Below are 25866 nucleotides of genomic sequence, written 5' to 3' on the forward strand. Positions count from 1 at the left end.
ATACCTTTAAGGGGTGAGAGTCGACGCAGTGCGCAACCTGGAAGCCGTCCCGACCACCGGAGCACGCCATCGAGGACGCACGACTACGCGTCGACCTCACGTTCCCGCAGTCAAATGACGTAGGGCGCCGCGCCTTGGACCGGGAAGTGTGAGCACTCCTGCGACACACAGGACGCGCCGCGCACCTGGTACCGCTGTCCGCACCTGACCGTCACATGACTGATGTGTCGGATTTCATCACAGGCGAGAGTATGTGCCGCCGGTCCCGCTCCCGGAGTGGAACAGTCCCGGACCTGCCGCCCATCCTCATCGAAGTCATCACTCGTCACCTGTTTGACGGGTGACGAATGATGTGCGAGGGTCGTCGCGCCAAGAGCCGCGGTGATCTCGTAGCGCCGATGTGAGCGGGCGGTTCCCGGGCACGGGCCGGTCACCGGAAACGTACGACGGAGGGTTTTCACATGATCAACAGGCGTACCTTCAGCAAGGCCGTCGGCCTGGGCACCGGCGCGGCCGCGGTCTCGCTGTCCGGCCTGCAGACCAACGCATCCGCCGCGACCGCCTCGCACAAACCGGACGGCGCTTCCGTTCCCACCATCGCCCCGGGCACCCACACCGAGTTCCGCACGATCAAGCAGGTCAAGGCCGGCCTCCTCGACATCGGTTACGCCGAGGTCGGCCCCGCCCACGGCCCGGTCGTCATCTGCCTGCACGGCTGGCCCTACGACATCCACAGCTTCGTCGACGTCGCCCCCCTGCTCGCCGACCTGGGCTACCGCGTCATCGTTCCCTACCTGCGCGGTCACGGCAGCACCCGCTTCCTGTCCCAGAACACCCCCCGCACCGCCGAGCAGTCCGCCGTCGCGCTGGACATCATCGCTTTGATGGACGCCCTCAAGATCCACAAGGCAGTCCTCGCCGGCTTCGACTGGGGCTCGCGCACCGCCGACATCATCTCCGCCCTGTGGCCCGAGCGCGTCAAGGCCCTTGTCTCCACCAGCGGTTACGTCATCACCAACGTCAAGACGCAGCTTGAGCCCGCCCTTCCGGCCGTCGAGCACAACTGGTGGTACCAGTGGTACTTCGCGACCGAGCGCGGCAAGAAGGCCATGGAGAACGTCGACGAGCGCATCGCCCTGTGCCGCTACGTGTGGACCCTCGTCTCCCCCAACTGGAACTTCGACGACGCCACCTTCGAGCGCACCGCCCAGGCCTTCAAGAACCCCGACTACGCCGCCATCGTTCTCTACAACTACCGGTGGCGCATCGGCCTCATCGAGGGTGAACGCCGCTACGACCGCTACGAGAAGCTGCTCGCGGCCCAGCCTCCCATCCACGTTCCCACGATCACCCTCGACCCGGCCCTCGACCCCTTCACCCCGGCCGGCGACGGCACCGCCTACCGCGTCCACTTCACTGGCCCGTACCAGCACCGCACCATCGCGAACATCGGCCACAACCTGCCGCAGGAAGCACCCACCACCTTCGCCCAGGCCGTCGTCGACGCCGACCACCTCTAGGGGGCTTCTGATGGATCTCCGCGGCGTCGCGACGCCCGGCACGCCGAGAGCACGCACCGAACGCCGCTCTGGAGTCCCGGATGAGCGAAGTCCAGCGGAACCGTCTGACCGCCGCCGAGCTGCGTGACATCTGCCGCTCCGTGATCCGGGCGGGTTTCTCACACATCGATCCGGGCGGGTTTCTCACGCATGGATCCGGGCGGGTTTCTCACGCATCCTCATCGTCAACGGACACGGCGGGAACATGACCGCCCTCGACGCCCTCACCACCGAGCTGACCGCAGCGCTGTCGACGTCGATCCCGTCCGCCGGCTACTTCGGCACCGGACGGCAGGTCGTGCGGGACACCTGGAGACCCAGGACGGCCGTGCCCTTCAACCGGATCACCGAGTCCGGGGTCGCGGGCGACGTCCGGCCGGCGAGCTCGGAGAAGGGCGAGCGGATGCTCTCCGGCTGCGCGTCGGCGCCGGCGGACATCTTCCCGCGGGACCCGTGGGCGAAGTCCTGTCGGGACCCGTGGGCGAAGTAGGGCGACGGTCCCTGCCGACGGGGTGACGCGCGGCCGGGAAGGACATCGCCCTCCCCGGCCGCGTCGGTGTTCAGGACTCGCCGCGCCGGGGCAGGCGCCAGTTCGGGCGCGGGAAATGGCAGGTGTAGCCGTCCGGGTAGCGCTGGAGGTAGTCCTGGTGTTCCGGCTCGGCCTCCCAGAACGGGCCGGCCGGCACCACCTCGGTCACCACCGGTCCCGGCCACAGCCCGGACGCGTCGACGTCGGCAATGGTGTCCTGCGCGACGCGGCGCTGCTCGTCGTCGAGGTAGAAGATGGCGGAGCGGTAACTGAGGCCGATGTCATTGCCCTGCCGGTTCCTCGTGGTCGGGTCGTGGATCTGGAAGAAGTACTCCAGGATCGTGCGGTAGTCGGTGACCGCGGGATCGAAGGCGATCTCGATCGACTCCGCGTGTTTCCCGTGGTCGCGATAGGTGGCCTCGGGCTTGTCGTCGTCGCCGCTGTAGCCCACCCGGGTGTGCACCACACCGGGCAGCGCCCGGATCAGGTCCTGCATGCCCCAGAAACAGCCACCCGCCAGCAGCGCCTTCTCCTCGGCGTCACTCATGGCACCTCACCTTTCTGTCCGCGCGTGTCCGCGCCGGTCCGCATCAATCCGCGCCTGGCCGCGCAGGCTCCAAGCTCGCAGGCAGGCACGGAAGTCCTTACACCTTTCGTCACCATCTTGACAGGTGACGGATCACATGACAAATTCGTCACCAGTCAGGGCGGTGACGAAGCCCGGCAAGGCCGGACCGCCTCATGTACCGAGAAAATGTCTGAGAGGGGTTAGTCGTGGTGAGCATCAAGGGTGGACGCAAGCGGCTGGTGACGGGTGTGGTCTCGACGGTCACCGCGGGCCTCGCGTTCGGCGCGTTCGCCCTCAGCGGCACGGCCAACGGCGCGACCGAGACCGCCGGGGCCGCCGACGCCGGCAGACACGCAAAGCCGACGATCGTCCTGGAGCACGGCGCCTTCGCCGACGGCTCCAGCTGGAACAGTGTCATCGCGGACCTGCGCGCCGACGGCTCCCCCGTCGTCGCCGCCGCCAACCCGCTGCGCGGCCCGGCCTCCGACGCCGCCGCCCTGCGCACGGTCCTCGACCACGTCAAGGGCCCGAAGATCCTCGTCGGCCACTCCTACGGCGGCAATGTCATCAGCCAGGCCGCCGCCGACGCCCCCGAGGTCAAGGCCCTGGTCTACGTCGCCGCCTTCCTGCCCGCTCCCGGCGAGAGCGCCCTGGAGCTCACCAACAAGTACCCGGGCTCCACCCTCCCCGACGCCCTCGACCCGGTCACCTACAAGCAGGCCGACGGCTCCACGGCCACCGACCTGTACATCCAGCAGGACAAGTTCCGCCACCAGTTCGCCGCCGACGTCCCCGCGCAGCAGGCCGCCCTCATGGCCGCCGAACAGCGTCCCATCGCCCAGGCCGCCCTGGAGGAGAAGGCCACCACCCCGGCCTGGAAGACCAAGCCCAGCTGGGACATCGTCACCACCCGCGACCTCAACATCCCCGCCGCCGTCCAGCGCTTCATGGCCATGCGCGCCCACGCGCACACCACCGAGGTCGCCGCCTCCCACTCGGTCGCCGTCTCCCACCCCCACCTGGTGGCCGACGTGATCGAGCGGGCCGCCCACGCCACCGTCCGCTGACACCCCTCGAAGGACGGCGGGACTCGAGGTCCCGCCGTCCTCGGGCGACGCCATGGGCATCACCGGCACCTCACAGGCGTGCGGTGCGCAGGAGATTGGACGTCATGGCGCTACTCGCCGGCCTCGCGGCCGAGTACACCGTCGTGCTTCCCCACCTCCCCGGATCGGGGCGCAGTCCGCTGCGCCGCCGGCCTGCTGGAGGCGGATGTCGTGGCCGACCAGGTGGTGGCCACAGCCCAGAAGGCCGGGCCGAGCGACTTCGTGATCGCCGGGGCCTGGCTCGGCGCGGCCGCCGCCGTCAAGGTAGCCGCCCGCCATCCCGGCCGGGTCCGCGGCTTGTTCACCTGTCCGGCTTCGCCCGGCCCCGCACCGCGCTGTGGCTCAGCCTGGAGATGTGGGCGTCGTTGCACGCCCGCCGCGACGACAAGCAGAGCGCCTTCCTGACCTCGCTGTCCTTCTCCGAGGACTACCTGGCCGCCCACACGCCGGAAGCGGCCCAACGCCTGACCACCCCGTTGGTGGCATCCGCTCCCGGCCCCGTCCACCGCGACGCACTGCGGGTCGCGGTCGGCACCGGCAGCGGGCCGGCACCCGACCGCCTGCTGACCTCCACCGCGGCTCTGCTGCTGCCCGGCTGATATCCGCCCGGACGCCGCTCCTGCTCATCATCGACGACCTGCCGTGGCTGGACCGGGCGACCAACGCCGTGCTCGGCTTCGTGGCCCGGCGGCTCGTCGGCAGCCGTATCGGCTTTCTCGCGGCCTCCCGTGAGGGCTCCGACAGCTTCTTCGAGTCCAGCGGCCTGACCGAGCGTCGGCTGGAGCCGCTGGACGACGCGTCGTCGGCCGAGTTGCTCGCCCTCGCGCACCCCGACGTCTCCCCCGCGGTGCGCCGCATCGCGGCCGAGGCGCGTGGCAACCCGCTGGCGCTGGTGGAGCTGCCGGTGGCGCTCTCCGCCGAGCAGCGCGCGACCCTGGCGGCGATGCCCACCGTGCTGCCCCTGAGCGAGCGGTTGCAGGCCATCTTCGCCTCGCGCGTGGCCGAGCTGCCCGGCCACAGCCGGGAGTTGCTGCTGATCGCCGCCCTCGACGGCAGCGGTGACCTGGCCTCCGTCGAGGCGGCCGCGGCCGGCCGGGCCGCCGTCGACGACCTCGCCCCCGCGGAACAGAACCGGCTGGTGACGATCTCGGCCGACAACCGGCGGCTGTCCTTCCGGCATCCGCTGATCGGCTCCGCGGTGGTGGAGCTGGCGACCGCCTCGGAACGCAGAAGAGCCCATCAGGCACTCGCCGACGCGCTCCGTGACCAACTGGAGCGCCGCGCTTGGCACTTGGGAGAGGCAGCCTTGGGCCCGGACGAGACCGTCGCGGGCCTGCTGGAGGAGGCCGCGCGCCACCGGCTGCAGCGCGGGGACAGAGGGGAACCGGATGCTCGGTGCCTCGGACAGCAATCCTGACATCCACTGGCCGTCGGGCTTCTCGCCCGATCAGACCCACAGCTTCTGTCAGGCACAGGCCGTCGTGCACGCTCCGCCCGTCACGGCCTTCGCGCTGCTCACCGATGTGGCGCGGTGGCCGGAATGGGTTCCGGGCGTCACCGAGGTTCGGACCGAGCCGCTCGCCCGGACGTTCGAGGTGTGGTTCCACAGGCACCGCTTCGAGATCTTCGTGGGAGAGCACGTGCCGCACCGTCGGCTCGGCTGGTCGGGCATCGGCGCCGGTGTGCAGCTGTACCAGGCCTGGCTGCTCACGGCGGTCGCGGGCGGCACCCATGTGGTGCCCGAGAACGTGGTCCGCGGCCCCGCCGCCAAGTCCCTCAACACCTTGTCCCCCCCTGTGGGCGCAGCGCTTGGACTCCCTGTGGGTCTCCCAGCTCAAGAGGCTCTCGGAGAGCGCCGCGAAGGACGGCGGCGCGTAGCCGGTGCCCGGCGAGCACCGCGGGCGTCCGAAAACGCCGCCGACCGGCACCCGGTGAGGGCGTCGGCCGGTCGAGGGCGTTGTCCGGTGGGTCAGGCGGCCGGGACAGCATCCTTGGCGGGGGCGGGACTGGCGGCCACCTCACCGGTCTTCCGCGCCGGCTTGAGGAAGAGGGCGAGGAGGATGCCGACGGCGAGGGTGGGGGCGATCCAGAGGTAGCCGATGGCCGTGGCGTGGGCGAAGGCGTCCAGTGCGGTGTCGCGCAGGGCGGCGGGCAGCCGGCCGATGGTGTCGGGGCGGGCGGCGTCGAAGCCACCGTCCGTCGCCAGGTCGCGGGTGCGGTCGGCGAAGCCGGTGTTGAGGAGGGTGCCGAAGACGGCGACACCGAAGGCCGCGCCGATGGAGCGGGCGAAGGTGACCACGGCGCTGGCGGAACCGAGATCGGCGGTGGGCACGCTGTTCTGGACGGTGGTCAGTACGACCATGGGCACCATGCCGATACCGACACCGGTGATCAGGAAGTAGACGCTCAGCACGAGGGTGTTGGTGGCCGCCCCGATCGTGCCCAGCAGGAGCAGCCCGGCAAGGTTGGCGAGCAGGCCTGCCAGGAGGATCGCTCGCAGCCGGTCGACGTGTGCGGCCCAGCGTCCGGCCAGGGACTGACTGACGACCAGACCGGCGACCAGGGGAAGCATGTGGATGCCGGAGAGAGTGGCCGAGACCCCGTGGACGATCTGGAGGTAGGTCGGCAGGTAGACCAGCACGGCGAACATCGCGGCGTTGGCGAAGAACCCGATCAGCGAGGAGAAGACCACGGTCCGGGAGGCGAACATGGCCGGTGGCAGGACCGGGGCGGCGGCGCGGCGCTCGACCGGCACCAGCAGCACGGCCGACGCGACGGTCGCGGCGATCAGGCCGACGATGGCGGGCGAGCCCCAGCCCCAGCGCTCGCCGAAGGACGTGATGAGGACCAGGCCGGTGGCGATGGCGGCCAGGATGGTGGCGCCGAGGTAGTCGATCCGGGCCTTGGCACCCCGGGTGGCCGCGGGCAGCGCCCGTGCGGCGATGGCCAGGGCGACGATGCCGACGGGCAGGTTGACCAGGAAGGCCCACCGCCACGACAGCTGGTCGGTGAAGACGCCGCCCAGCAGAGGGCCGACGATGCTGGCGACGCCGTAGACCGAACCGAACATGCCCTGGTAGCGGCCGCGTTCGCTCGGGGCGACGATGTCACCGACGAGGGCGAAGGTCAGCACGATCATGCCGCCGCCGCCCACGCCCTGCAGCACACGGGCGCCGATCAGCTCGGGCAGGTTCTGCGCCAGACCGCAGGCCACCGAGGCGATCAGGAAGATCGAGGTCGAGGCGAGGTACAGCCGCTTGCGGCCGAACATGTCGCCGAGCTTGCCCCACAGCGGTGTCGCCGCCGTCGACGCGAGCAGATACGCGGCACTGACCCACGCGATGTCGTCGAATCCGTTCAGGTCCTCCGCTATCCGGGGCAACGCGGTCGAGACGATCGTCTGGTCCAGGGCCGCGAGAAGGACCGCCAGGATCAGCGCGCTCATGGCGGGGGCCACACCACCTGCCTTGGGTGATGCGGACTTGTCTGCCTTCGACATCGGAACTTGCCTCTCTGGAAGTGGTGCACATGGACGGTGTGCCGACCATCGCCAGACGATAAGACTCATCGGCTTGGCACTACCGGACCTATCTGTCACATCACTGTAGCACTTATCGGGAAGGGTTCTACTTCCGAGAGGCGTTAGATGTCTCAGGCTTCACATTCCGCCACTAGACTCGGTGCGGTGAGAGCCGACGCAGCGCGCAACCTGGAAGCCGTCCTGACCACCGGAGCACGCATGCTCGCCGCCGACCCCGGCGCGAGCATCGCGAGCATCGCCACCGCGGCAGGTGTGGACCGACGCACCGTCTACCGCCGCTTCGCCTCCCGCGAAGAACTCCTCGCGGCCATCTACGAAACCCGCCTCACGGCCATCGAGCACGCCATCGAGGACGCACGACTGCGCGAGGCGCCCGTCGCCGTCGCCCTGCACCGCTACGTCGAGAACATCATCGCCGTCAACCGCACCTGGCCCGTCGACCTCGCCCGCATGCTCGCCGACGACAGCGTCCGCGCGCGCCGGGACGCCTGTGTCGCCGAGGTCGACGACTTCCTGCGGCGGGCCACCGACGAAGGCCTGCTGCGCCCCGGTCTCCCGGCGGGATGGGCGAGCGCGCTACTGCCCCAGCTCATGCACCTCGTGTCCCGACAGTTGCCCGAACTGAGCCCCGCGCAGGCGGCGGACGTCGTCGTCGACACCCTGCTGAACGGCCTCAGAGCGTCCTGAAACACCGCCGCCCGGAAGATGTCCGTCCAGAACCTTGTCGTCCCCCGGCTCCGGAAGCGTTACGTCACGTATCTCCGCGGCCCGGTGAGCGCAGCCAGAACGCGCGGGCCGAGTGGCTCATCGTGGTGTTCGTCCTGGCGGCTCGCGACGTCGGGCCGACGAAACATGTATTGCAGCAAAAGGTACACACCCGGCGGGAGATGTCCGGCGCGCGTCCGACACCTCTCAGCCGGAGATATGGCCGTGCAACAAGAACGTTTTTCAGCCATACCGAGTGACGAAATCCCCCGGCACCATCTAGTCTTCTGCGTGAGGTGTGGGTGGCGGGACGTCGGGCATGTCACGGGCGCAGCCGCTCGCTGTCGGGGGGACCGCACCGAGCATGTGACGGGCCGGCCACCGGCCGCGCTGTCACACGTGCAGCCGCCCGGCATGTGTTTCCGGGAGCGCACCACCCTCGAGGTCCAGGCGGCGAGCCGCAGGGACAGTCGCCACCACGGCGCAGAGGGACGACGACGTACCCTCGCCCTTGCGCCTGGCGTGATCCGTACGCACGGACGCGAGAGCGTTCGGGCCGGGCTGGTTCAGCGGGGAAGGGAGTGGGGGACGATGGAGTCGATCGTCGAGACCATGGTCGGCCGCGAAAGCGAGCAGGAGGTGCTGTCGGCGTTCGTGGCGGCCTCCGGGGGCCGGGCTCTCGTCCTGCGGGGTGACACAGGTGTGGGCAAGAGTGCCCTGCTGGACCACGTCGCCGAACGGGCGACGGCCGAGCATCACAGGGTGATCAGGGCGGCCGGGGTCGAGGCCGAGTCGGAGCTGCCGTTCGCCGGTCTGCACCAGTTCCTGTATCCGCTGCTCTCCAACATCGACCGGCTGGACGACGCCCACCGGGGGGTCTTCGACGTCGTCTTCGGCAGGGGCAAGGGCACACCTCCCTCGGTCATGACCCTCGGCATCGCCGTCCTGGACCTGCTCTCTCTCGCGGCGTCGCAGAAACCCCTCCTGCTGGTGCTCGACGACGGCCAGTGGCTCGACACCTCCAGCACCGAGGTGTGCGGTTTCGTGGGACGCCGGCTGACCGGCAGCTCGGCGAAGCTCGTCGTAAGCCTGCGCTCGGGTGTGCCCTCGGGCTTCGACACGGCCGCCCTGTCCGAACTGCCGGTGACCACGCTGTCGGGGAAAGCCTCCGAACAACTCCTGGACATACACCACCCCGGGCTGGAACCCCGGATCCGCCGCCTGGTCCTGGACGAGGCCCAGGGAAACCCGCTGGCCCTGCTGGAGCTGCCGCCCTACGTGCGCGGCGGCCGGGCGGAACGCAACCCCGGGAAACTGTTCGGATACACCGGTATCCCGCTGCCCCAGCGTCTGCAGCACGTGTTCGGCGCGCGCATCGAGTCCCTGGGCGAGGCCGTGCGCGCCGAGCTGCTGCGCGGCGCTCTGGACGGCGTCGGAGCGGGCACTGCGGCCGACCGCACCCGGGGCACGCGCTATCGCATGAGGGACGCCGACGAGGCCGCGGCCTGCGGTCTGCTGGACATCGACCCGCTCAGCGGCGACTTCGTCTTCCGGCACCCCCTGGTGCGTTCGACGGTCGTCCAGATGGCCACCCCCAACGAGCGGCGCGCGGCGCACGCCGTGCTCGCACACGTGCACCGTGACGATCTGGAACGGCGTGCCACGCACCTGGCGGCCTCGACGGTCGACCCCGACGAAGAGGTCGCGGCCGCGCTGGAGGCAGCCGCGGACTTCGCCACCCTGCGGGGCGGCTCGCTGGCCGCCGTGGCCTGGCTGACCCGGGCCGCAGAGCTGAGCGAGAGCCACGAGGAACGGTCCAGGCGGCTGGGCAGCGCGGCGTACATCGCCGGGCACTCCGGCCAGATGGACCAGGCGCAGCAACTGGTCCGCTCGGGCACCGGGTCCGGCACCGACGATTCCCCGGCCTCGGTGATCATGTCGTGCTATGCCGCGTTCCTCGAGGACGGGGACGTACGGTCCTCGCAGCGCCAGGTCTTCGCGGCGATCGAAAGCATGCGCGACAACGGGGTGCGGGAGCCGGACGAGGTGCTCATACGACTGGTCGACCTGCTGCTGGCCATCAACCAGTACGCCAGTGACGAGACCGCGTGGGAGCGGGCTCATCAGCTTCTGGACGACCTGGGCGACCTGGTGCCCTCGCATTCACGCATCTACCAGGACTCCTGGGGTGACGTGGTGCGTCGCGGCGCCGGTGTGCACGAGCGGGTGGAACACGCCTTCGCCGGCCTCCGCGACCTTGAACCGTGGAATGTCACCTGGCTGTGCGTCGCCGCATACCACGTGGACACCCTCAGCCAGTACCGGCCGCATCTCCAGCGCGCCGTGGACCGCGAGGTGGAGACGGGGGCCGTGTCCACCGCCATGCTCATGCTGCACCTGATCATGCTCGACCAGATCGCGGTCGGCGAGTGGGACGAGGCCGAGCGGACCGGACAGCGTTGCCTGGAGCTGACGACAACGCACCGGCTCGGGCTGTTCGTTCATAACATCCAGGCGTATCTGGGTCTGCTGGCCGCTCTGCGGGGCCAAGTGGACCGGGCACGGGAACTCCAGGCCGTGGTCGACGCCTGGGCCCGCCCTCGCGGCATCAGCTTCCTCACCCAGATCGCCGACGCCATCGGCACCGCGGCCGCCCTCGCCGAAGGCGACTACGAAGCCGCCTACCTCCACGCCATCGGCATCTCACCCCCCGGAACCTTCCAGCCCTACGCCCACCAAGCCCCCCGCACCCTCCTCGACCTCGTCGAAGCGGCCCTCCACACCGGCCGCACCGAGCAAGCCCGCCAACACGCCCTCGCGGCCCGAGACGCAAACCTCCCCGACATCTCCCCCCGCCTCGCCCTGATCACCTACGGCGCCCTCGCCATGACCGCCACCGACCCGGCCGAGGCCGACGCCATGTACGACCGCGCCGAAACCCACCCCGCCGGCGCGAACTTCCCCTTCGAACTCGCCCGCATCCAACTCGCCCACGGCATCCGCCTCCGGCACACCCAGGGGCGGAAGGCGGCACGGCTGTCGCTGACCCTGGCAGCGGAGACGTTCCAGCGTCTGGGCGCGCCCACCTGGACCGAACGGGCCCGGGCCGAGCTCCGTGCCGCCGGCGCCTCCCCCCTCACCGCCTCGGCGCACCTGGCGGGGCTGACCTGGCAGGAACGCCGGATCGCCGACCTCGCCGCCGGCGGCCTGACCAACAAGGAGATCGGCGAACGCATGCACCTGTCACCACGCACCGTCAGTTCACACCTATACCGCGTGTTCCCCAAGCTGGGCATCACCTCACGTGCCGCCCTACGCGACGCGCTCGGCAAGATTCCCGGCGACCAGAACGTGTGACCTGCCGGCCGGAGGCCCGGAACGACAGGTTGCGCCCGCCGGCCGCGGTACGTTCAGCTTTGGGTGGGGTGGGCGCGGAGGCCGCGTTCGCCCAGCCAGCCGAGCACGTAGTCGGCGACGAATCTCCATCCGCTGTCGATGACCAGGGAGTGGGCGCGGTCCGCGAACTGCTTCAGGTCGCTCACGGCCGTGGAGTCGCCGTACTGCTTGTACACCGCGCGCGTAACGGCGTCGGGCACCAACAGGTCCTCCTGTCCGGAGATCAGCAGGAGCGGGCCGCGGTCCGCGTTGCCGACATCCGCGACGGCACACGGGCTGCGCACCGCGCCCGCGCACCCGAGGTCGGCCAGCAGACGGCGGGGCGTCGGCACCACATAACGTTCGAAGAGCCGGTCGGACTCCTCCGCTCCGGCGGTGTTCGCGAAGGCGTGGTGGAACTGCTCCGGAGACAGGGACACCAGCTGTTCGGTGTCGTCACCCTGGCCAGGGGTCCACAACCGGGCCGGGGAGGCGGGCAGCGGGATGTCGTTGATCGGGGCGGGTGCGATGGCCACCGCGGCCCGGCCGATGTTGGCTCCGATGAGGTGCTGCGCGATGAGGCCGCCGACCGAGTGGCCGACGATCACCGGCGCAATGTCAAATGAACGTACGATTTCGGCATAGTGGTCCGTCAGCACGTCCAGGCCGATGCCTGCGAGTGTCTCGGAGGACTTGCGCATCTCCCCCACGGCGGCCGGCTCCCCCGGCCACCCTGGCGTGAAGGCGAGGAACCCCCGGCTGGCGAAGCGCTCCGCCCACGACTCCCAGGAAAGCGCGTGCAGCCACGCGCCGTGGATGAAGACGACGGGAGTACGGTTCACGGCTGGCCCCTCCGAGCAGGACGATCACCCGGCACTGGTACGCGAGCGACAGGTTCAGGATCGTTCAGGCACAGGTCAGGGGCGACAGTCGAATGACTTAATGTTGACGGCCCGCGTCGCCCGCAGGGCCCGAGCGCCCGCGGGAAAGCTGCCTCGGACAGGGCGCCCCGAGGCGGACAGCTGTCCGCCCGGCGGGCATCCGTCACCGCGTTCGCCGTCGAAGTCGGTGAGGTCGGACGGTCAAGTTACTGTCGAACACGGCCAGGACGACGCGAGGGGGAACGGGTGCCTCGGACAGCAGGCGTGCCGTCTCCAGGACCGCTGCCACGCCCGAGGCGTTGTCGTCCGCGCCCGGACTGCCGCTGACGCTGTCCAGATGGGCATCGACCACCACGGCCGGCCGGTGGCCGGACCCGGCCACCCGGATCAAGTGGGGCCTCAACTACATGAACAGCACCTACAAAAGCCCCTGTGCGCTTGGGCGTTCCGGCAGGCCAACCACTGGTACTGAGGCCCCGTCCATCCCGGCCACACGTACCTTGACGCCACGCACACGGCTCCCTCTTCCGACGTCAGACCCGCTCGCCTGGGCCACATGTACCTCGGAGCGGTTAGGGTCGACAGAAGACAGGTGTCGTACGGGAAGGGCAACGTATGAGCGGGATACCGGCGGGCACCGGGCCGGTGGAGGACGCGGCACTGACACTGGCCGCGCAGGCGGGCGACGTATCGGCTCTGGGCCTGCTGCTGGAGCGTCACCGGCCCGGGATGCGTGCGGTGGCGCTCAGCCTGCTGGGGCCGGGCCCGGACGTGGACGACGTCATGCAGGAAGCAGCGCTGGTGGCGCTGCGCCGGATCGTGGACGTCCGCGATCCGGAAGCCGTGGGGCCATGGCTGCGCATGGTCGTACGCAACAGCTGCCGGACGCTGTTGCGCACCTCCGGACGTGTCGAGCCCATGGAGTCGGTGCCGCTGCCGTCCTACGGCGCCACGCCCGAGCAGGTCCTGCAGAGCCATGCGCTGCGGGACTGGATCTGGGAGGCCGTCGAGGCGTTGTCCCCGACCCTGCGCCTGCCGCTCGTCCTGCGCTACTTCTCCACCGGGATCACTTCGTACCAGCAGATAGCCGAAGCCTGCGCGGTTCCCGTCAGCACCGTGCGCAGCCGGTTGAGCCAGGCACGCGGTGCCCTCGCCCAGACTCTCACCGCCACCGCGGCCGCGGCACACGAGGACGCGACACGCCGTACGGAAAGTAGCTGGCAGGAGGCGCGCGAGACACTCGCGGCCGCCGAGCGCGGCGAGTTCGGCAAGGTGGTCAAGGACCGCTACTCCCCCGGGGTCTCGCTGCTGACCGGGGGCCGGCGGCTCGGCGGCGTCGACCTCCTGCTGGCAGGGATGGACGGTGACCTCTCGGCGGGCGTGCGCCAGCGCCCCCTGCATGTGGTGGCCGGCCGGTCCCTGGTCATCTGGGAGATGGAACTGATCAGCCCGCCTGACGACCCGGACCACTGCCCGCCCGGTGTCGCCTGGATCATGTCGCTGGACGGCGGCCGCTTCGACCGTGTCTCCCTGTACCACGCACCACGCCCCGAGGCCGCCCCCGCTCCTGCCGCGGCCTGAGTCCGGGGCCTTGCCGCAGCGCCCCGGCAACATGACCCAGATCACATTCCGGCGATAGGACTTCTCGACTCCCGGAGCGTCTTGTCGGTGTCACAGACACCTGCGGACCCTACGGAGATCCCGATGAACGCACCCATCGCACACACCGACGGCCCGGCCTCCGGAAACGACCCTCTCTCCCCCGGAACCCACTCCTACCAGATGGGCGGAATCGTCCTTCGCTATCACGTCCACGGCAGCGGCCCGGTGTGCGTGGCGCACTCGGGCGGCCCCGGCATCTTCTGGGACTACCTGCGCATGCCCGCCCTCGAAGAGCACCTGACGATGGTCTACGTCGAGCCCGTCGGCACCGCCGAGGACAGCCGTCTCCCCTCGCACCCGCACGGTTACACCCGGGAGAGGTACAGCCGCTTCCTGGAGACACTGATCAACCGGCTCGGCGTGCCCAAGGTGCACCTGCTGGGGCATTCGCACGGCGCGTTCGTGGCCGCCCACCACGCCCTGCACCGCCCCGAGCGGCTGGCCGGCGTCGTGCTCTACGAAGGCGCGCCCGTCACCGGTCCCGAACACGGCGCGGAGGCGGGCCGCATGGTGGAGGCGTTCGCCGCGCAGCACGCCGACCATCCCGGACTGCCCGAGGTGCTGGCCGCGTTCGGCGCGATGTCCAGCATCTCCAGCGACGAGCAGACCGTGGCGGTAGCCCGCGGTGTGCTCCCGTCGTACTTCGCCGACTACTGGGGCAACGAGGAGCGTCTGGCCCCGTTCCGCGACGCGATCCGGGCCACGTACATCTCAGGCCTGGACGAGGACCTCGTGCCCGATGTCATCGACGATCGCGCCGCCCTCAAGGAACTGGAGCCACCGGCTCTGGTCGTCGTGGGCCGACACGACGTGATCTGCGGGCCTCGCTGGGCGCTCGAACTGAACGAGCTGATCCCCGACTCACAGCTGCTGGTGCTGGAGAGCAGCGGGCACATGGGACACATCGAGGAGCCCGAGCTGTTCGCGGGCGCGGTCCGTGACTTCGTCCTGCGGACCACCGCCCCGCGGGACGGTGCGGCGTAGGCCACCGAAAGCACCTCGCCCCGTGCGTCGGCCTTCGGGCCGACGCACGTGGACCCGGTGCGAGGGCTGGTTCGCCGCAGTTTCGCCGTAGTAATGGCGTCCTGTCGCTCGATGACGTCATGCATCGAACCACCGCCCGGCGCATCGCCCCAGTGGACAGCGCGTACGCACTTCCGTGGGGTCCGCGGGGCGAGGGACAGGACCGTTTATGAGAATCGAGGCAGGGGGCCGCGCTGCGCCATCCCGGAGAAACGGGACCAGGCCGCCGCCCACTGGAAGAAGATCGTGCGCCTCGCCTTTCCCGGCGGGCGCTGACAGGCGCATACCGACACGCGCCAAGGTGGCGTCAGGCGGGCTGCGGGGCGGGCGTCGCCGGAGCCGCCGCGACCTTGCGGGTCTCGCGCATTATCAGCAGGCCGTTGACCACCATCAGTGTCGCGGTCAGGCAGTGGACGCCGAGCGCGGTGGCCACGGAGCCGTGGTGGGCCAGCACGGTGGTCATGTCGCCGTACGCGGCGAGGGCCTCCACCAGCAGCGCCCAGCCCAGCGCCCGGCGGTGGCCCGTCACCAGCAGGATGCCCAGGACCAGGGCCAAGACGACGTCGCGGATTCCCTTGATGATCAGGAAGCCGTCGCCGTCGCCGGACGGCCAGCTCGGCAGGCCGAAGCCCGGCGCGGTCGTCTCCGGGCTCAGGATGAACTCCGCCCCGAACCAGAGGATGAAGAGGATGAAGGCGGCGGCCAGGACGGTGTTGATCTTCTTCAGCGACATTGTTCTTCTCCTTGCGAGTCTTCGCCAGCTTGGTGAGCTTCGTGGAGCTTGCTGAGCCGTGTGGAGCCTGATCAGGCCGCGCGGACGCGGTTGATCGAGGGGCGTAGCTTGTCGGGATCGCCGTTGTGGGGTCTGAGCGGCAGCTGCATTCCCGAATGTCGGGATTTCAGTGGCCACCTGCCGCCCGAGGAGTGGGGATTGTGCACCACCGGCGCGGCGTCGGCCCGCGGGGTCAGCCCGCGGGGTCACCCCGCGGGGTCACCCCGCGGGGTCAGAAATCCGAAGCCCTGTCGGGCTCACCCCGACGGGACGAAAGCTGTCGACATACAGGGGCGAACCAGTGCATGTCGGGGCGGCTTTGGTATCAGACGAGGGCGGCGACCAGCAGGGCGAAGGCGGCGATGATGACGGCGACGCGGACGTAGTGGTAGCGGTCCCAGCGGTTCATCTGCTCCTTCCAGTCGTCGGGCCGGTTGTCGGGGGTCCAGTTCTTGTTCTGGTTGTTGATCGGGACGAGCAGCAGGATCGACATGATCACGCTGACGATCAGCAGCGCGGCGGCGGTGACGACGAGGCCGGTGCCGTGGTGGTGCCATCCGGCGACCGCCCAGATGCCGACGAGGACGAGTGAGCCGATGTACCAGAACGGCATCACGGCGCCGAGCATCCGGCCCCCGTGGGAGTGGGCCAGCTGGTTGCTGTCCTCCGGGAGGGCGTTGAAGATCGGGTTCATGACGAAGGCGACGGAGAACTCCACCCCCACCATCAGGCCGACGACCACGGTGGTGATGACCTCGAGTGCGCTGAGCATGTTGCCCCTCCCGGGATCTAGCACTGCTAGCTGATGTGAGCAACGCTAGCGCTACTGTCGCTTGCTTGTCTAGCGATGCTAGGATTCGAGTTATGTCGGTACAGGAACGCAAGGCACGCGAACGGGCGGTCCGCGAGCGCCTCATCGTGGCGACGGCCCGTGAACTCGCCGAGCAGCAGGGCTGGGACGCGGTCACCACGCGCCGGCTGGCGGAGCGCATCGAGTACAGCCAGCCCGTCCTCTACAGCCACTTCCGCGGCAAGCGGGAGATCATCGGCGCCGTCGCCCTGGAGGGCGCTGCCGAGATGGCCGTGGCGGTGCGGGCCGCGACCTCCGCCGCGGACGGCCCGCGCGAGCGGGTCGTCGCCCTCGCGCGCGCCTACCTCGACTTCGCCGAGCGCAACCCGGCGGTCTACGACGCCTTGTTCCAGCTCGACGGCGGCCTGGCGTACGCGCAGGAGGACACCCCGGAGCCGCTGAAGGACGCCTTCGCCGCGCTGCTGGAGAGCCTGGGCGAGGTCGCCGGGGACGGCGTCCACCCGGGGCTGTTCACCGAGGTGTTCTGGGCGTCCCTGCACGGCCTTGCGACCCTGACCCGGGCGGGACGGCTGCTGCCGGAGGACGCCGCGCAGAGGGTGGAGCTGCTGGTGGACAGGCTCGCTGTGCTCTGACACACCGTCCCCCGCCGCGTGCCCGCCCGTAGGCGTCGCGGATCTCCCACGCGTGCTCGTACGCCGTCTTCAGCCGCTCGGTGTACTTGCTTGATGCACGAGACGTCCTCGATGCCCAGCTCCTGGCCGAGGTACTCGATGACGGGCCATGGCACCGCGAGCGGGTCCGCCAGGAACAGCCCGACGTAACGCACTCACTGTGCACATCTGGGGCGCGAACCCAAGCCGGTTCTGATTCCCACGCCGCTTGCCGATCAGCGCACGGTCAACGTCATCGAGGTAGAAGAACCAGCCGGCCTGACTCTCCGATCATGCTCAGAGGCACGCCTGGTCGGCCGCGACGACTGTCCGGCAGCCGCTTGGGCTGCCCTGCCCCCAGCCGTGGGACTCGGAACTTCTCCACGACCGGCTCGAACTGGGTGCAGTCCGCCCGCTGTCCTGGCGTGATGACCAATGACAGCGGGCGGCACTTCCCGTCCGCGCTCAGGTGCAGCTTGCTGGTCAGCCCCCCGCGGGAACGGCCGAGAGCCTCGCCCGTCGCACCGCCTCCTGCGGGAACGGTCGCAGGCGCATGTGTGCGCGGACGTGAACTGATCTTTGCACGACCCTCTCTGAAGCATTGGGCGGTGTCGACAGCACAGTCTTCGGCGCTCCACGGCGTGCTGGCCTGATGAGACTTTCGGATCAGTCCTTCGGCACGAGGCCCATCGCTTGAGGGAGTCAGCACGCGGCCTCAACGGCAAAGAGCCGATGACCGGGTTTACATCGCGTGACGCTCGCCGCGGCTCATCCCCATCAGGCCGCTGTGGATATGGTGCACGGCCGGAGGCATGATCACGAAGGGCCGCATCATGCCCTCGTCCTCGTGGTCGAAGAGATGGCAGTGGTACATGACCCGGCCGGTCTGCTCGGCGATCTTTCCGCCGATCGTGACCATGGTGTTCGCGTTGACGGTGATGGTGTCCTTCCAGCCGGACTCCTCAGGGGCAACGGGCACCCGGTCGCCGAGGGTGACGGGAGACGTCGTGGTGCCCTTGGCGAAGTCGAATCCGCTGACGTCGACCGTACGCCGGTCCACCACCTGGAAGTCCATCAGGTGAATGTGAAGCGGGTGGTAGATCGGCAGGTTGGGCGGTGCGATGCTGATGATGTTCCACTTCTCCCACGTGTTGCTCGACGCGAAGAAGTTGGTGGAGTCCTCGAAGATCGAGGCCATACGACGGAGGGTCTTCGTCTCACCAGACACGGTGACCTTCACGACGCCCTCGCCGGATGCGTCGTCGGAGACCTCCTTCATCTCCCAGATCACCGGCATGCCGGCCTTGTCAAGGGTGAGCACGACAAACCGCTCCACACCCCCGGAGACGTCGTCGAGGGTGACCTTCTTGAAGCGGGGAGACAGAGCCGCCGGAACGGTGTAGGCCTTGTGCCCCTCCTGCCCGACGCGGAACTGCATGATCTGGGGGTAGGGCAAGAGGGCGTCAGGCACGGCGGTGCCGGCGTCCACACCGGGAATGGTGTTGACGAGCTTGAGCTTCTTGCCCGGGAAGGCAGCGAAGTCGATCACGACGTCGGCGCGCTCCGCCGGGGAGAGCGACAGCGTCTCGTCGACGGTCCGGGGAGCGCCGAGCAGGCCCAGGTCGGTGGCGACGACCTTCATGGCTCCCTTCACCACCTTGCCGGTCGACTCGTCGATCACGGCCATCCGGTAGACGCGGGCCGGCGACAGGTTCAGCAGACGGAACCGGTAGGCACGGGCCTCCACGTTCAGGTGAGGCCACACCACACCGTTCACCATGGTGAACGGGCTGAGGGTCGCGATGGACGGCGGGATCATCCCCGGCTCCGGCTTCGCGAGATAGACCTTCTTACTGAGAACCTGCCCGGTCAGCCGCCCCTGGTCGTCGGTGTCGAAGTTGACGTCCTGGATCGTCAGCGGGATCTCGTACGCGCCGCTGGGCAGACCGAGCTGATCCTCCACGTCGTCGCGGATGATGTAGTTGCCCGTCAGTCCGGACTGCACGTTCAGCGCGGTGATCGCCATGGCGTGGTCATGGTAGAAGAGGTGCGTCGCGGCCTGGTCGTTGCCGTATTCGGCCAACTGCGCGCTGCCGGGCGTGACCGCGAGGTCCGCCCCGCCGTCGTTCAGGCCATGGTTGTGGCCGCCGTGCAGGTGAACCGTGGTCCAGGCAGTCAGCATGTCGACCTCGGGGCGCGCGATCGCACCGCTGGATCCCGGCTTGTTGTAGGGCAGCAGGCCGGGCCCGGGGCCGTCCGGGGCCACGAACACGGCCTTGATGGGTATGGTCCCCTTCAGCGTGTTCTTCCACGCCATGCGGACCTGCTGCCCCCTGCGCACCTCGATGGTCGGGCCGGGGAAGTAGCCCATGTAGGTCCACAGGCGGCTGGCCGGCATCTGGGAGTGCAGCCGGACCTGGGACTCCATCAGGTTGACGTTCGTGATCCCGTCGTCGCCGGGGCGCAGCGTCGGAGGGATGCGCAGCGAGTCCTTGAACGGAGCCAGTTCGGTGTACGACGGGGTGCTCACGCCGTCGAGCGGCGCGGTGCCGCCGGAGAGCCCCGTGCTGGCCTGCGCGCTTCCGCTGAACAGGCTAGTCGCGCCGTAGATGGACGTGCCGACCACGGCGGAACCGACCGCGGTGCCGCCGGCCATGCCGAGGAATTTCCTTCGAGAATGCTTCATGTTGGATGGATTCCTGTACTAAGGGTTGTTGTTATGGGTGCCCGTCTTGGGCACCGTTCCGGGGGACTGCGACCCGAAGTCCCGGCGAATCCGCGCGATGTGACGGCCCGTCCGGTACTGCGAGATCACCGTTTGGGATCGCTGTCAGCCCTGATCCATGGCGCAACGCGGAATCAGGACGTTTGCTGCTTCAGCGAGGAAATTCAGGCCACGCCTGAAGGAGGCGCGCCCCCGGTCGCCTTGCGGCACGCCTGTGTGGGGACTTGATCCCCCCACAGGCGCCCCGGACTCTGTGACTGCCTTTCTCCCAGGGGCTTGTAGCTCCTGCGGCGGGCGCCGATGGTCACTCGCATGAACGGGCCGCTGGCTTTCGTCCGGGTAGCCACTTCAGGTCCGCCGGTTCCTTACTCCCGACCGCCCTCGATGGCAGACCCATGGTCCAAGCCGCACCTGCCGACGCGGAACGGCAATCGGTACGTTCTCCAAATCCGTCCGGCAGGAGCGGCCGTCGCGCGGCTTCCCCTGGTTCAGCGGCACCTCAACCGTGCAGCGTGTTCGGAAAGTCGGCAACGCGTGTCAACTCGTGCGGCGAGCACGGGATCGCCCGTGCCAGACCATCGCCTTGCGGGACCAGTCGCACCGAAGACCCCGGTCATCTCCTCGCCCGACATCCGTTTCCCCTTCCTTCCTAAGACATGAGTCGCACGCAATATCGAGGTTCCGCAGGACCGTTTCGCGCGAGAGGGCGACGAGCCCGTACGCGAGCTCGAACCGAGTTCCGCATCGAGCGCGCAACAGGGCAGCGACGATCTTCCGGAAGGGTCTCCGGAGGGGCGACGTACTGGGAATCCTAGGCAGGGCAACGGCGGCAGCAGGAGCATTCTCATCCTCAAATACGTACTTATATCGCCGCATTCCCGTCGGCTGGTGCCTGACCACGCTGTGGGCACCCACGCTGTGGGCACCCATAACGTGAAGGAAAGGGCGACCCGTGGTCGGTTATGGGAGGGCAGGTCGTCGACCTTCAGCCGACACTCTGCTGACCAGCCTGAACTCCACCGCCCAGAGAAACGTCCTCGAGGCGGCCACGCGCATGTCCGGGGAGGTTGGCCCTCGAATTCAGGGCTCCAGGCTGCCGAATTTGCGCGGATGTCAATCCAAAGGCTCGATGTGGCTTTCGAAGACCGTCATGTGACCGTCATGTGTCCCGTGTGTGCCGTCGCGGGGCCGTCAGGCCGCGTTCGAAGGCTGACCCGCTGACTGAGCGATTCACAGTGACCCTGCGGCAGGGTGCGCCCCGCCCGTCCGGCGCCCTGGCGGCGTCGGGCACCCTCCTGGTGGGGCTTCGCCGGCGCCCGGAGGGACATGTCACGCAGGCCGGCGCCTTGGGTCGTACGGCGCCAGGGTGTGAAGGGAATGGGCTCAAAAGGCGCTGCGCATCATCCGGTTTCCCCAAGCCCGTTCAGAGGCGCCGCCCAGGTGTTTCCGGGGGCCTGCTGTGGGGCCTTCCCGTTCTCGCCGGGCCCGTGGGCCAGGGGCGCCGGTCCACGGGCCGCTCTTGCCGCTATCCAGATAGGCGCATATACTCCTAATGTGAGCGGAACACGGAACGCCAAGCTCGGAGACTTTCTCCGCGTCCGACGGGCAGCACTCTCGCCCGCGGACGCCGGGATTGCCACCCACGGTTCGCCGCGCCGAGTGCCGGGTCTGCGGCGCGACGAGGTCGCGCGGCTCGCCGGGGTGAGCGTGAACTACTACACCCGCATCGAGCAAGGAGAGCACCACCACTTGTCCGGTTCGGTGATGGAGGCGATCGCGGGCGCGCTGCGCCTGAACGACATCGAGCGACTCCATCTGCAGCGCCTGGCATGGCCCGCACAGGTCGTGAGGCATCGGGCCGGGCCTGAAAGGGTGCGGGACTCGGTGATCGCTCTGGCCGAGAGCGCCACCCAGCAGGCGGTGTACATCGTAGGCAGGCGCACAGACATGCTCGGCGGCAACCGACTGGGGTTCGCACTGCTCGGCCTGAGCCCGGACCGGCGGCCGAACCTGGCACGGCACATCTTCCTCGAACCAGCGATGCGCGACCTGATCGTCGACTGGAATTACTGGGCGCGCCACGTGGCCGGCTATCTGCGGATGACCTCGGTGGAATACCCCGATGATCTGCTCATGGCCGAACTGATCAGTGAACTGGGGCTCAAAAGCCCCGAGTTCGAGGAGTTCTGGAATACCCAACCGGTGGCCGACTGCACCCACGCAGTCCGGGAGTTCAAGCACCCGCTCGTCGGACACCTCACTCTCAGCGAGGAAATCGTGCGCCTTCCCGATTCCTCCGGCCAACACATCATCTTCAACGGCGCTGCCCCCGGCTCCGAATCCGCCGAACGGCTCAAGCTGCTGGACTCGCTGGTCTCCTGAAACCCTGCCGAGGCGCCTGATACCCGAGCAGCCACAAGGTGGGGCCGGCCAGCTGCATCCCGTCTTGCCCGACGCCAGCACACGGTCGTCGCGACACGCATGTGCTGCACCCGCCACACACACGTGGGATCACACCCCACTGAAGGCGGTACCAGCGGAATCGCGGGCCGCAAGGGACAGATAACCGTCGGCGCTGACGCCGATCTCCTGGCCGTGCACGGCAACCCCCCGTGCCCTCGACCTCGCCGCCGAAGAAGTGGCAGTGGCCTCCGGGCGTGGTGAGGGGCGGACCGGCGGCGAGGATTTCCGGCCCATGCTCGGGCTGCTGTCTGAATTCTTCGGAGGGATAAGGGCGACCCCAAGCCCCGCACGTCCGAGAGGGGACCTGCGCAGAATGCGGGACCGATCCATGACCGCGACGTGAACGCGGCGCCAACCTCCTGGCGGCCGGACGGGCAGACAGGCTCACCAGTTGGATCAGCGAGCCGTAGTGATCTCGTGGCAGGGTGTGCCCCGCACATCCGACGCCCGCAACACATCGGGCACCCCCTCGGTGTGGGCTCGCAGTCGAGCCGACCAGCATCCGCAAGGAGGTGTCACACTGGCCGGCGACTTGGGTCGTACGGCACCAGGGCACGAAGGGCGACGGGCTCAAGGCACTGCGCATCACCATGATTTCCCTGAGCCGTTCAGAGACGCTGAACGCCCTGGCGCGCCGGTGGGGCCAGGGCGAAAGTCCCGGCACAGCGCTGGAGCAGCAAGCCACCCAGGCCGTGCACCCCGCTCTTCAGCCCGGGAGCACGTCAACACCACTGCTATTTCTGGAGCTTCGCCGTGACACACCGTACCGGCCTCATCCTCGACTTCGGCGGCGTTTTGACCACGCCCCTCCTGCCTGCCGTGCTCGCTTTCGAGAAACGCGAGGGTCTTCCTGAGGGAGCCTGTATCACTGCGCTGTACCTCGACGAGGCAGGGGCCAGGCGCACCTACGACCTCGAACGTGGTGTCATCACCCAGGAGGAGTGGAACATCGCGGCGGCCAGGAGCCTGGGCCTGGACTCCGACAATCTGATGGGCCGCATCTTCGCGGACCTACGCCCCCAGACCACGATGATCAAGGCCGCGGCCGCGGCTCGGCAGGCTGGGGTGAAGGTGGGAATCCTCACCAACTCCGTCGGCCTCGACCCGTGGAACCTCTACGACGGGTACGACTTGGACCAGCTGTACGACGCCGTGGTGATCTCTGAGCAGCACCGGATGCGCAAGCCCGAGCCGGCCATCTTCCAACTCATGCTGGAGATGCTCGCCATGTCAGCCGAAGCCTGTGTCTTCGTGGATGACACCGAGAAGTACCTTGCGCCGGCTGCGGACCTGGGGCTGGCAAGTGTGCACGCCAAGGACCCGATCGAGACGATTGCGCAGCTGGAGGCCCTGCTCGGAGTCTCCTTGAGCTGAGAGGTTCGGGCCTACCCTGCCTTCGTGCCGGACCAGCAGGCCTTGTGCGGGATCTTGTTCGTGCTGCATACCGGCATCCAGCGGGAGTCCTGCACACTCGCGGCCGTGACCAGCACCGCGAGCAGCAGTCCGCGGGCGTCGGTGACGATACTCCGCTTGCGGCCCACGATCTTCTTCCCACGACGAGAGGGTAGAGGGCGCCACCGACAGCACAGCGATGCCCAGCTCGGAAAGTCAGGGGGACCTCGTAGACATGCTGGTTCCGAAGTTAACTCGCGGAAAACTCATCGGACGTGACGGTAAAAATCCCAGGGGTTGTCATTGACATGCCAGCATCTACGCGCGTCATCATGAGGGCATGAGATTCCCCCCACGAATCACCCGCATCGGCGCCGCAGCCGCCGTCCTGTCCGCCCTCCTCGTCGGCGGCACCGTCACCGCCACCCCAGCGGCCGCCGCGGTCGGCAGCATCTGCTACGGCGACCTACCCTCCCAGGCGTACGACACCCTCGAACTGATCGAGCAGGGCGGCCCCTACCCGTACTCCCAGGACGGCACCGTCTTCCAGAACCGGGAAGGCGTCCTGCCCGGCCAGGCCTCCGGCTACTATCACGAGTACACCGTGATCACGCCGGGCTCCTCCACGCGCGGTGCACGCCGCATCGTCACCGGTGAGGAGTACCAGGAGGACTACTACACCTCCAACCACTACACCACGTTCGACCTCATCGACTTTGGTTGCTGAGGTCTGGTTGGCGGTCTGATCTGCTGGAGGTCTGGTCCGCGCACAGCCGGGCCTCCGGCTCCAGATCCGAACCCGTATGACCACTCAACGCGGTTGATGTGCGCCCTGACCAGGAACGCATGGCACTGCCTGACTCTCGACCACGCGATCGGCGCGCACATGCGTGCGGCGGCGAAGCGATTCGCCGCCGGCACCCACGCGTTCGACACCGAGCCCCTCGCCCCGCGTCCCCCCACGCCATCGGCCGCGGGGCGAGGCAGTTCTGCCGCCACATGGCGGCAGTTGTGCCCTCGCCCGACGACCGCTCGGCCCGGCGGTCGGCTCTCATCGCCGGGTACGCCCCAGGAGGCCTGGCAGCCTGGGCTTGGTCTCGTAGGGTGCACGGCTGACGCTGATTTCTCCCGCCAAGTCCGATGACATTTCCGGGAGTCAACCTGTCACGCGCCGTCCCCACGCGGTCCCCGCGAGCACCAGTGCGCCGCCCACCAGGCCCAGCACCCCGAGGCGTTCACCGCCGAGGGCGATGCCCGCCGCGGCGGCCCACAGGGGCTCGGTTCCCAGGAGCAGGCTGACCCGGGACGGCGTGGACCGGCGCACCGCCCACATCTGCACGAAGAAGGCGAACAGCGTGCAGAACGCGGAGAGGAACAGCAGCCCGGCCCACTCCCGCGCGCCGAATCCCGCGGCCGTGCTCCACGGCGTGGCGTCGGCGCCGGTCGACAGCACGGCGAACACCACCACCGCGGCGCCCAGTTGGACGGTGGTCAGCGGCAGCGCGTCGGCGTCCTGGACGGACTTGATGCGGGACATCGCGAGCACGTGCACGGTCCGGGCGAGGGCCGCGAGGAGCATCAGCAGGTCGCCGAGCGAGGGCCGGGTGAAGCCGCCGCCCTGGGTGAGCAGCACGACGCCGAGCACGGAGACACCGGCCGCGGCAAGGAACGCGCGGGCAGGGCGTACGCGGGTCACGGCCGCTTCGGCGAGCGGAGTGAAGATCATGGTGAGACTGATGATGAGGCCCGCGTTGGTCGCCGAGGTGTGGACGACGCCGTACGTCTCCAGGAGGAAGATCCCGCTCAGGATCACCCCGAGCGCTCCGGCCCCGCGCCACTGCGCCGCCGTCAGGGCCCGTAGCGCTCGCCATCCCGCGGTCACCAGCACCGGCAGCACGATGGCGAAACGAAGCACCAGGACGGCGATCACCGTCCGCGCGGTGGTGATGTCCTTGGCGGCGAGGTAGCTGGCGCCCCACACCACGGCCACGAGCAACAGGGGCAGGTCGGTGAGCCAGGCGCGACGGGGCGCGAAGGCGCCGGGTACGGCGATCGACGACATGGGAGCGGCTCCGGGTCTCCTGCGGACGGGCATGCGTGGAGA

General features: G+C 69.0%; 21 protein-coding genes and 4 pseudogenes. 14 read left to right on the top strand and 11 right to left on the bottom strand.

The features are described 5' to 3' along the window. The first annotated feature begins 461 nt into the window (after positions 1–461). A complete protein-coding gene (locus IEY95_RS43145) occupies positions 462–1520 on the top strand; it encodes an alpha/beta fold hydrolase (protein WP_189191748.1) in 1059 nt (352 codons plus the stop codon). Positions 1521–1764: 244 nt separating this feature from the next. Beyond that, complete coding sequence (locus IEY95_RS43150; protein ID WP_229703758.1) at positions 1765–2049, top strand: hypothetical protein; 285 nt, start codon at positions 1765–1767, stop codon at positions 2047–2049. Between the two features lie 70 nt (positions 2050–2119). Here the strand turns inward: IEY95_RS43150 and msrA are convergent, their stop codons facing one another. Beyond that, positions 2120–2635 (bottom strand): peptide-methionine (S)-S-oxide reductase MsrA, encoded by a 516-nt coding sequence (gene msrA / locus IEY95_RS43155; RefSeq protein WP_189191749.1) that lies wholly within the window; start codon positions 2633–2635, stop codon positions 2120–2122. 227 nt (positions 2636–2862) lie between these two features. Between msrA and IEY95_RS43160 the strand changes: the two genes are divergently transcribed. From IEY95_RS43160 to IEY95_RS49790, 4 genes and pseudogenes are all read left to right on the top strand, one after another. Further along, on the top strand, positions 2863–3723 hold the full coding sequence (locus IEY95_RS43160; RefSeq protein WP_189191750.1) for an alpha/beta fold hydrolase: 861 nt from the start codon (positions 2863–2865) through the stop codon (positions 3721–3723). A 392-nt stretch (positions 3724–4115) separates the two neighbouring features. After that, complete coding sequence (locus IEY95_RS49785; RefSeq protein WP_229703759.1) at positions 4116–4361, top strand: hypothetical protein; 246 nt, start codon at positions 4116–4118, stop codon at positions 4359–4361. A gap of 68 nt (positions 4362–4429) precedes the next feature. Further along, the gene (locus IEY95_RS43165; protein ID WP_229703760.1) at positions 4430–5179 is read left to right on the top strand and encodes a hypothetical protein; all 750 of its coding nucleotides are present in this window, start codon (positions 4430–4432) and stop codon (positions 5177–5179) included. Then, positions 5151–5354, top strand: a pseudogene (locus IEY95_RS49790) (SRPBCC family protein); the annotation flags it as partial. The gene IEY95_RS43165 and the pseudogene IEY95_RS49790, both read left to right, overlap by 29 nt. Before the next feature lie 377 nt (positions 5355–5731). Here IEY95_RS49790 and IEY95_RS43175 read toward each other — a convergent pair. Beyond that, a complete protein-coding gene (locus IEY95_RS43175; RefSeq protein WP_229703761.1) occupies positions 5732–7207 on the bottom strand; it encodes an MDR family MFS transporter in 1476 nt (491 codons plus the stop codon). Between the two features lie 294 nt (positions 7208–7501). Here IEY95_RS43175 and IEY95_RS43180 point away from each other — a divergent pair, with 294 nt between their 5' ends. Both IEY95_RS43180 and IEY95_RS43185 read left to right on the top strand, forming a co-directional pair. Then, positions 7502–7990: a TetR/AcrR family transcriptional regulator gene (locus IEY95_RS43180; RefSeq protein WP_189191833.1), complete on the top strand. Its 489-nt coding sequence runs from the start codon at positions 7502–7504 to the stop codon at positions 7988–7990. A gap of 609 nt (positions 7991–8599) precedes the next feature. Further along, entirely contained in the window at positions 8600–11365 is a 2766-nt protein-coding gene (locus IEY95_RS43185; RefSeq protein ID WP_189191752.1) for a helix-turn-helix transcriptional regulator, read from the top strand. Between the two features lie 53 nt (positions 11366–11418). Here IEY95_RS43185 and IEY95_RS43190 read toward each other — a convergent pair whose 3' ends face one another. Further along, positions 11419–12225 carry an alpha/beta hydrolase gene (locus IEY95_RS43190; protein ID WP_189191753.1) on the bottom strand — a complete coding sequence of 269 codons (807 nt, stop codon included), beginning with the start codon at positions 12223–12225 and terminating at the stop codon, positions 11419–11421. 202 nt (positions 12226–12427) lie between these two features. Further along, positions 12428–12646, bottom strand: coding sequence for a M28 family peptidase (locus IEY95_RS50500; RefSeq protein ID WP_308429412.1), 219 nt, complete (start codon positions 12644–12646; stop codon positions 12428–12430). 233 nt (positions 12647–12879) lie between these two features. Between IEY95_RS50500 and IEY95_RS43200 the strand changes: the two genes are divergently transcribed. Then, the gene (locus tag IEY95_RS43200; protein WP_189191754.1) at positions 12880–13845 is read left to right on the top strand and encodes an RNA polymerase sigma factor; all 966 of its coding nucleotides are present in this window, start codon (positions 12880–12882) and stop codon (positions 13843–13845) included. Positions 13846–13968: 123 nt separating this feature from the next. Further along, positions 13969–14910, top strand: coding sequence for an alpha/beta fold hydrolase (locus tag IEY95_RS43205; protein ID WP_189191755.1), 942 nt, complete (start codon positions 13969–13971; stop codon positions 14908–14910). Between the two features lie 346 nt (positions 14911–15256). Here IEY95_RS43205 and IEY95_RS43210 read toward each other — a convergent pair whose 3' ends face one another. Further along, positions 15257–15682, bottom strand: coding sequence for a DUF4267 domain-containing protein (locus IEY95_RS43210; RefSeq protein WP_189191756.1), 426 nt, complete (start codon positions 15680–15682; stop codon positions 15257–15259). A gap of 364 nt (positions 15683–16046) precedes the next feature. Next, positions 16047–16493, bottom strand: coding sequence for an anthrone oxygenase family protein (locus IEY95_RS43215; protein ID WP_189191757.1), 447 nt, complete (start codon positions 16491–16493; stop codon positions 16047–16049). A gap of 92 nt (positions 16494–16585) precedes the next feature. Here IEY95_RS43215 and IEY95_RS43220 point away from each other — a divergent pair, with 92 nt between their 5' ends. Further along, positions 16586–17164 (top strand): TetR/AcrR family transcriptional regulator, encoded by a 579-nt coding sequence (locus IEY95_RS43220; RefSeq protein WP_189191758.1) that lies wholly within the window; start codon positions 16586–16588, stop codon positions 17162–17164. Positions 17165–17189: 25 nt separating this feature from the next. On the opposite strand, the pseudogene IEY95_RS50900 reads toward IEY95_RS43220, so the two are convergent. From IEY95_RS50900 to IEY95_RS43230, 3 genes and pseudogenes are all read right to left on the bottom strand, one after another. Continuing rightward, positions 17190–17452 (bottom strand): annotated as a pseudogene (locus IEY95_RS50900) (DUF4158 domain-containing protein); the annotation flags it as partial. A 61-nt stretch (positions 17453–17513) separates the two neighbouring features. Beyond that, positions 17514–17690: pseudogene (locus IEY95_RS49795) on the bottom strand (IS5 family transposase); the annotation flags it as partial. A 234-nt stretch (positions 17691–17924) separates the two neighbouring features. Further along, a complete protein-coding gene (locus IEY95_RS43230) occupies positions 17925–19868 on the bottom strand; it encodes a multicopper oxidase family protein (protein ID WP_229703762.1) in 1944 nt (647 codons plus the stop codon). A 1593-nt stretch (positions 19869–21461) separates the two neighbouring features. Between IEY95_RS43230 and IEY95_RS43235 the strand changes: the two genes are divergently transcribed. Together IEY95_RS43235 and IEY95_RS43240 are read left to right on the top strand one after the other, a co-directional pair. Further along, complete coding sequence (locus IEY95_RS43235; protein WP_189191759.1) at positions 21462–22289, top strand: helix-turn-helix transcriptional regulator; 828 nt, start codon at positions 21462–21464, stop codon at positions 22287–22289. 834 nt (positions 22290–23123) lie between these two features. After that, a complete protein-coding gene (locus IEY95_RS43240) occupies positions 23124–23744 on the top strand; it encodes an HAD-IA family hydrolase (protein ID WP_189191760.1) in 621 nt (206 codons plus the stop codon). An 11-nt stretch (positions 23745–23755) separates the two neighbouring features. On the opposite strand, the pseudogene IEY95_RS50905 reads toward IEY95_RS43240, so the two are convergent. After that, a pseudogene (locus IEY95_RS50905) lies at positions 23756–23923 on the bottom strand (hypothetical protein); the annotation flags it as partial. 179 nt (positions 23924–24102) lie between these two features. On the opposite strand from IEY95_RS50905, the gene IEY95_RS43250 reads away from it, so the two are divergent. Further along, entirely contained in the window at positions 24103–24489 is a 387-nt protein-coding gene (locus IEY95_RS43250; protein WP_189191761.1) for a guanyl-specific ribonuclease, read from the top strand. A 429-nt stretch (positions 24490–24918) separates the two neighbouring features. On the opposite strand, the gene IEY95_RS43255 is transcribed toward IEY95_RS43250, so the two are convergent. Then, on the bottom strand, positions 24919–25824 hold the full coding sequence (locus IEY95_RS43255; protein ID WP_189191762.1) for a DMT family transporter: 906 nt from the start codon (positions 25822–25824) through the stop codon (positions 24919–24921). Positions 25825–25866 lie beyond the last annotated feature (42 nt).

This window comes from Streptomyces albiflavescens, from assembly GCF_014645835.1.
Classification (GTDB): Bacteria; Actinomycetota; Actinomycetes; order Streptomycetales; family Streptomycetaceae; genus Streptomyces; species Streptomyces albiflavescens.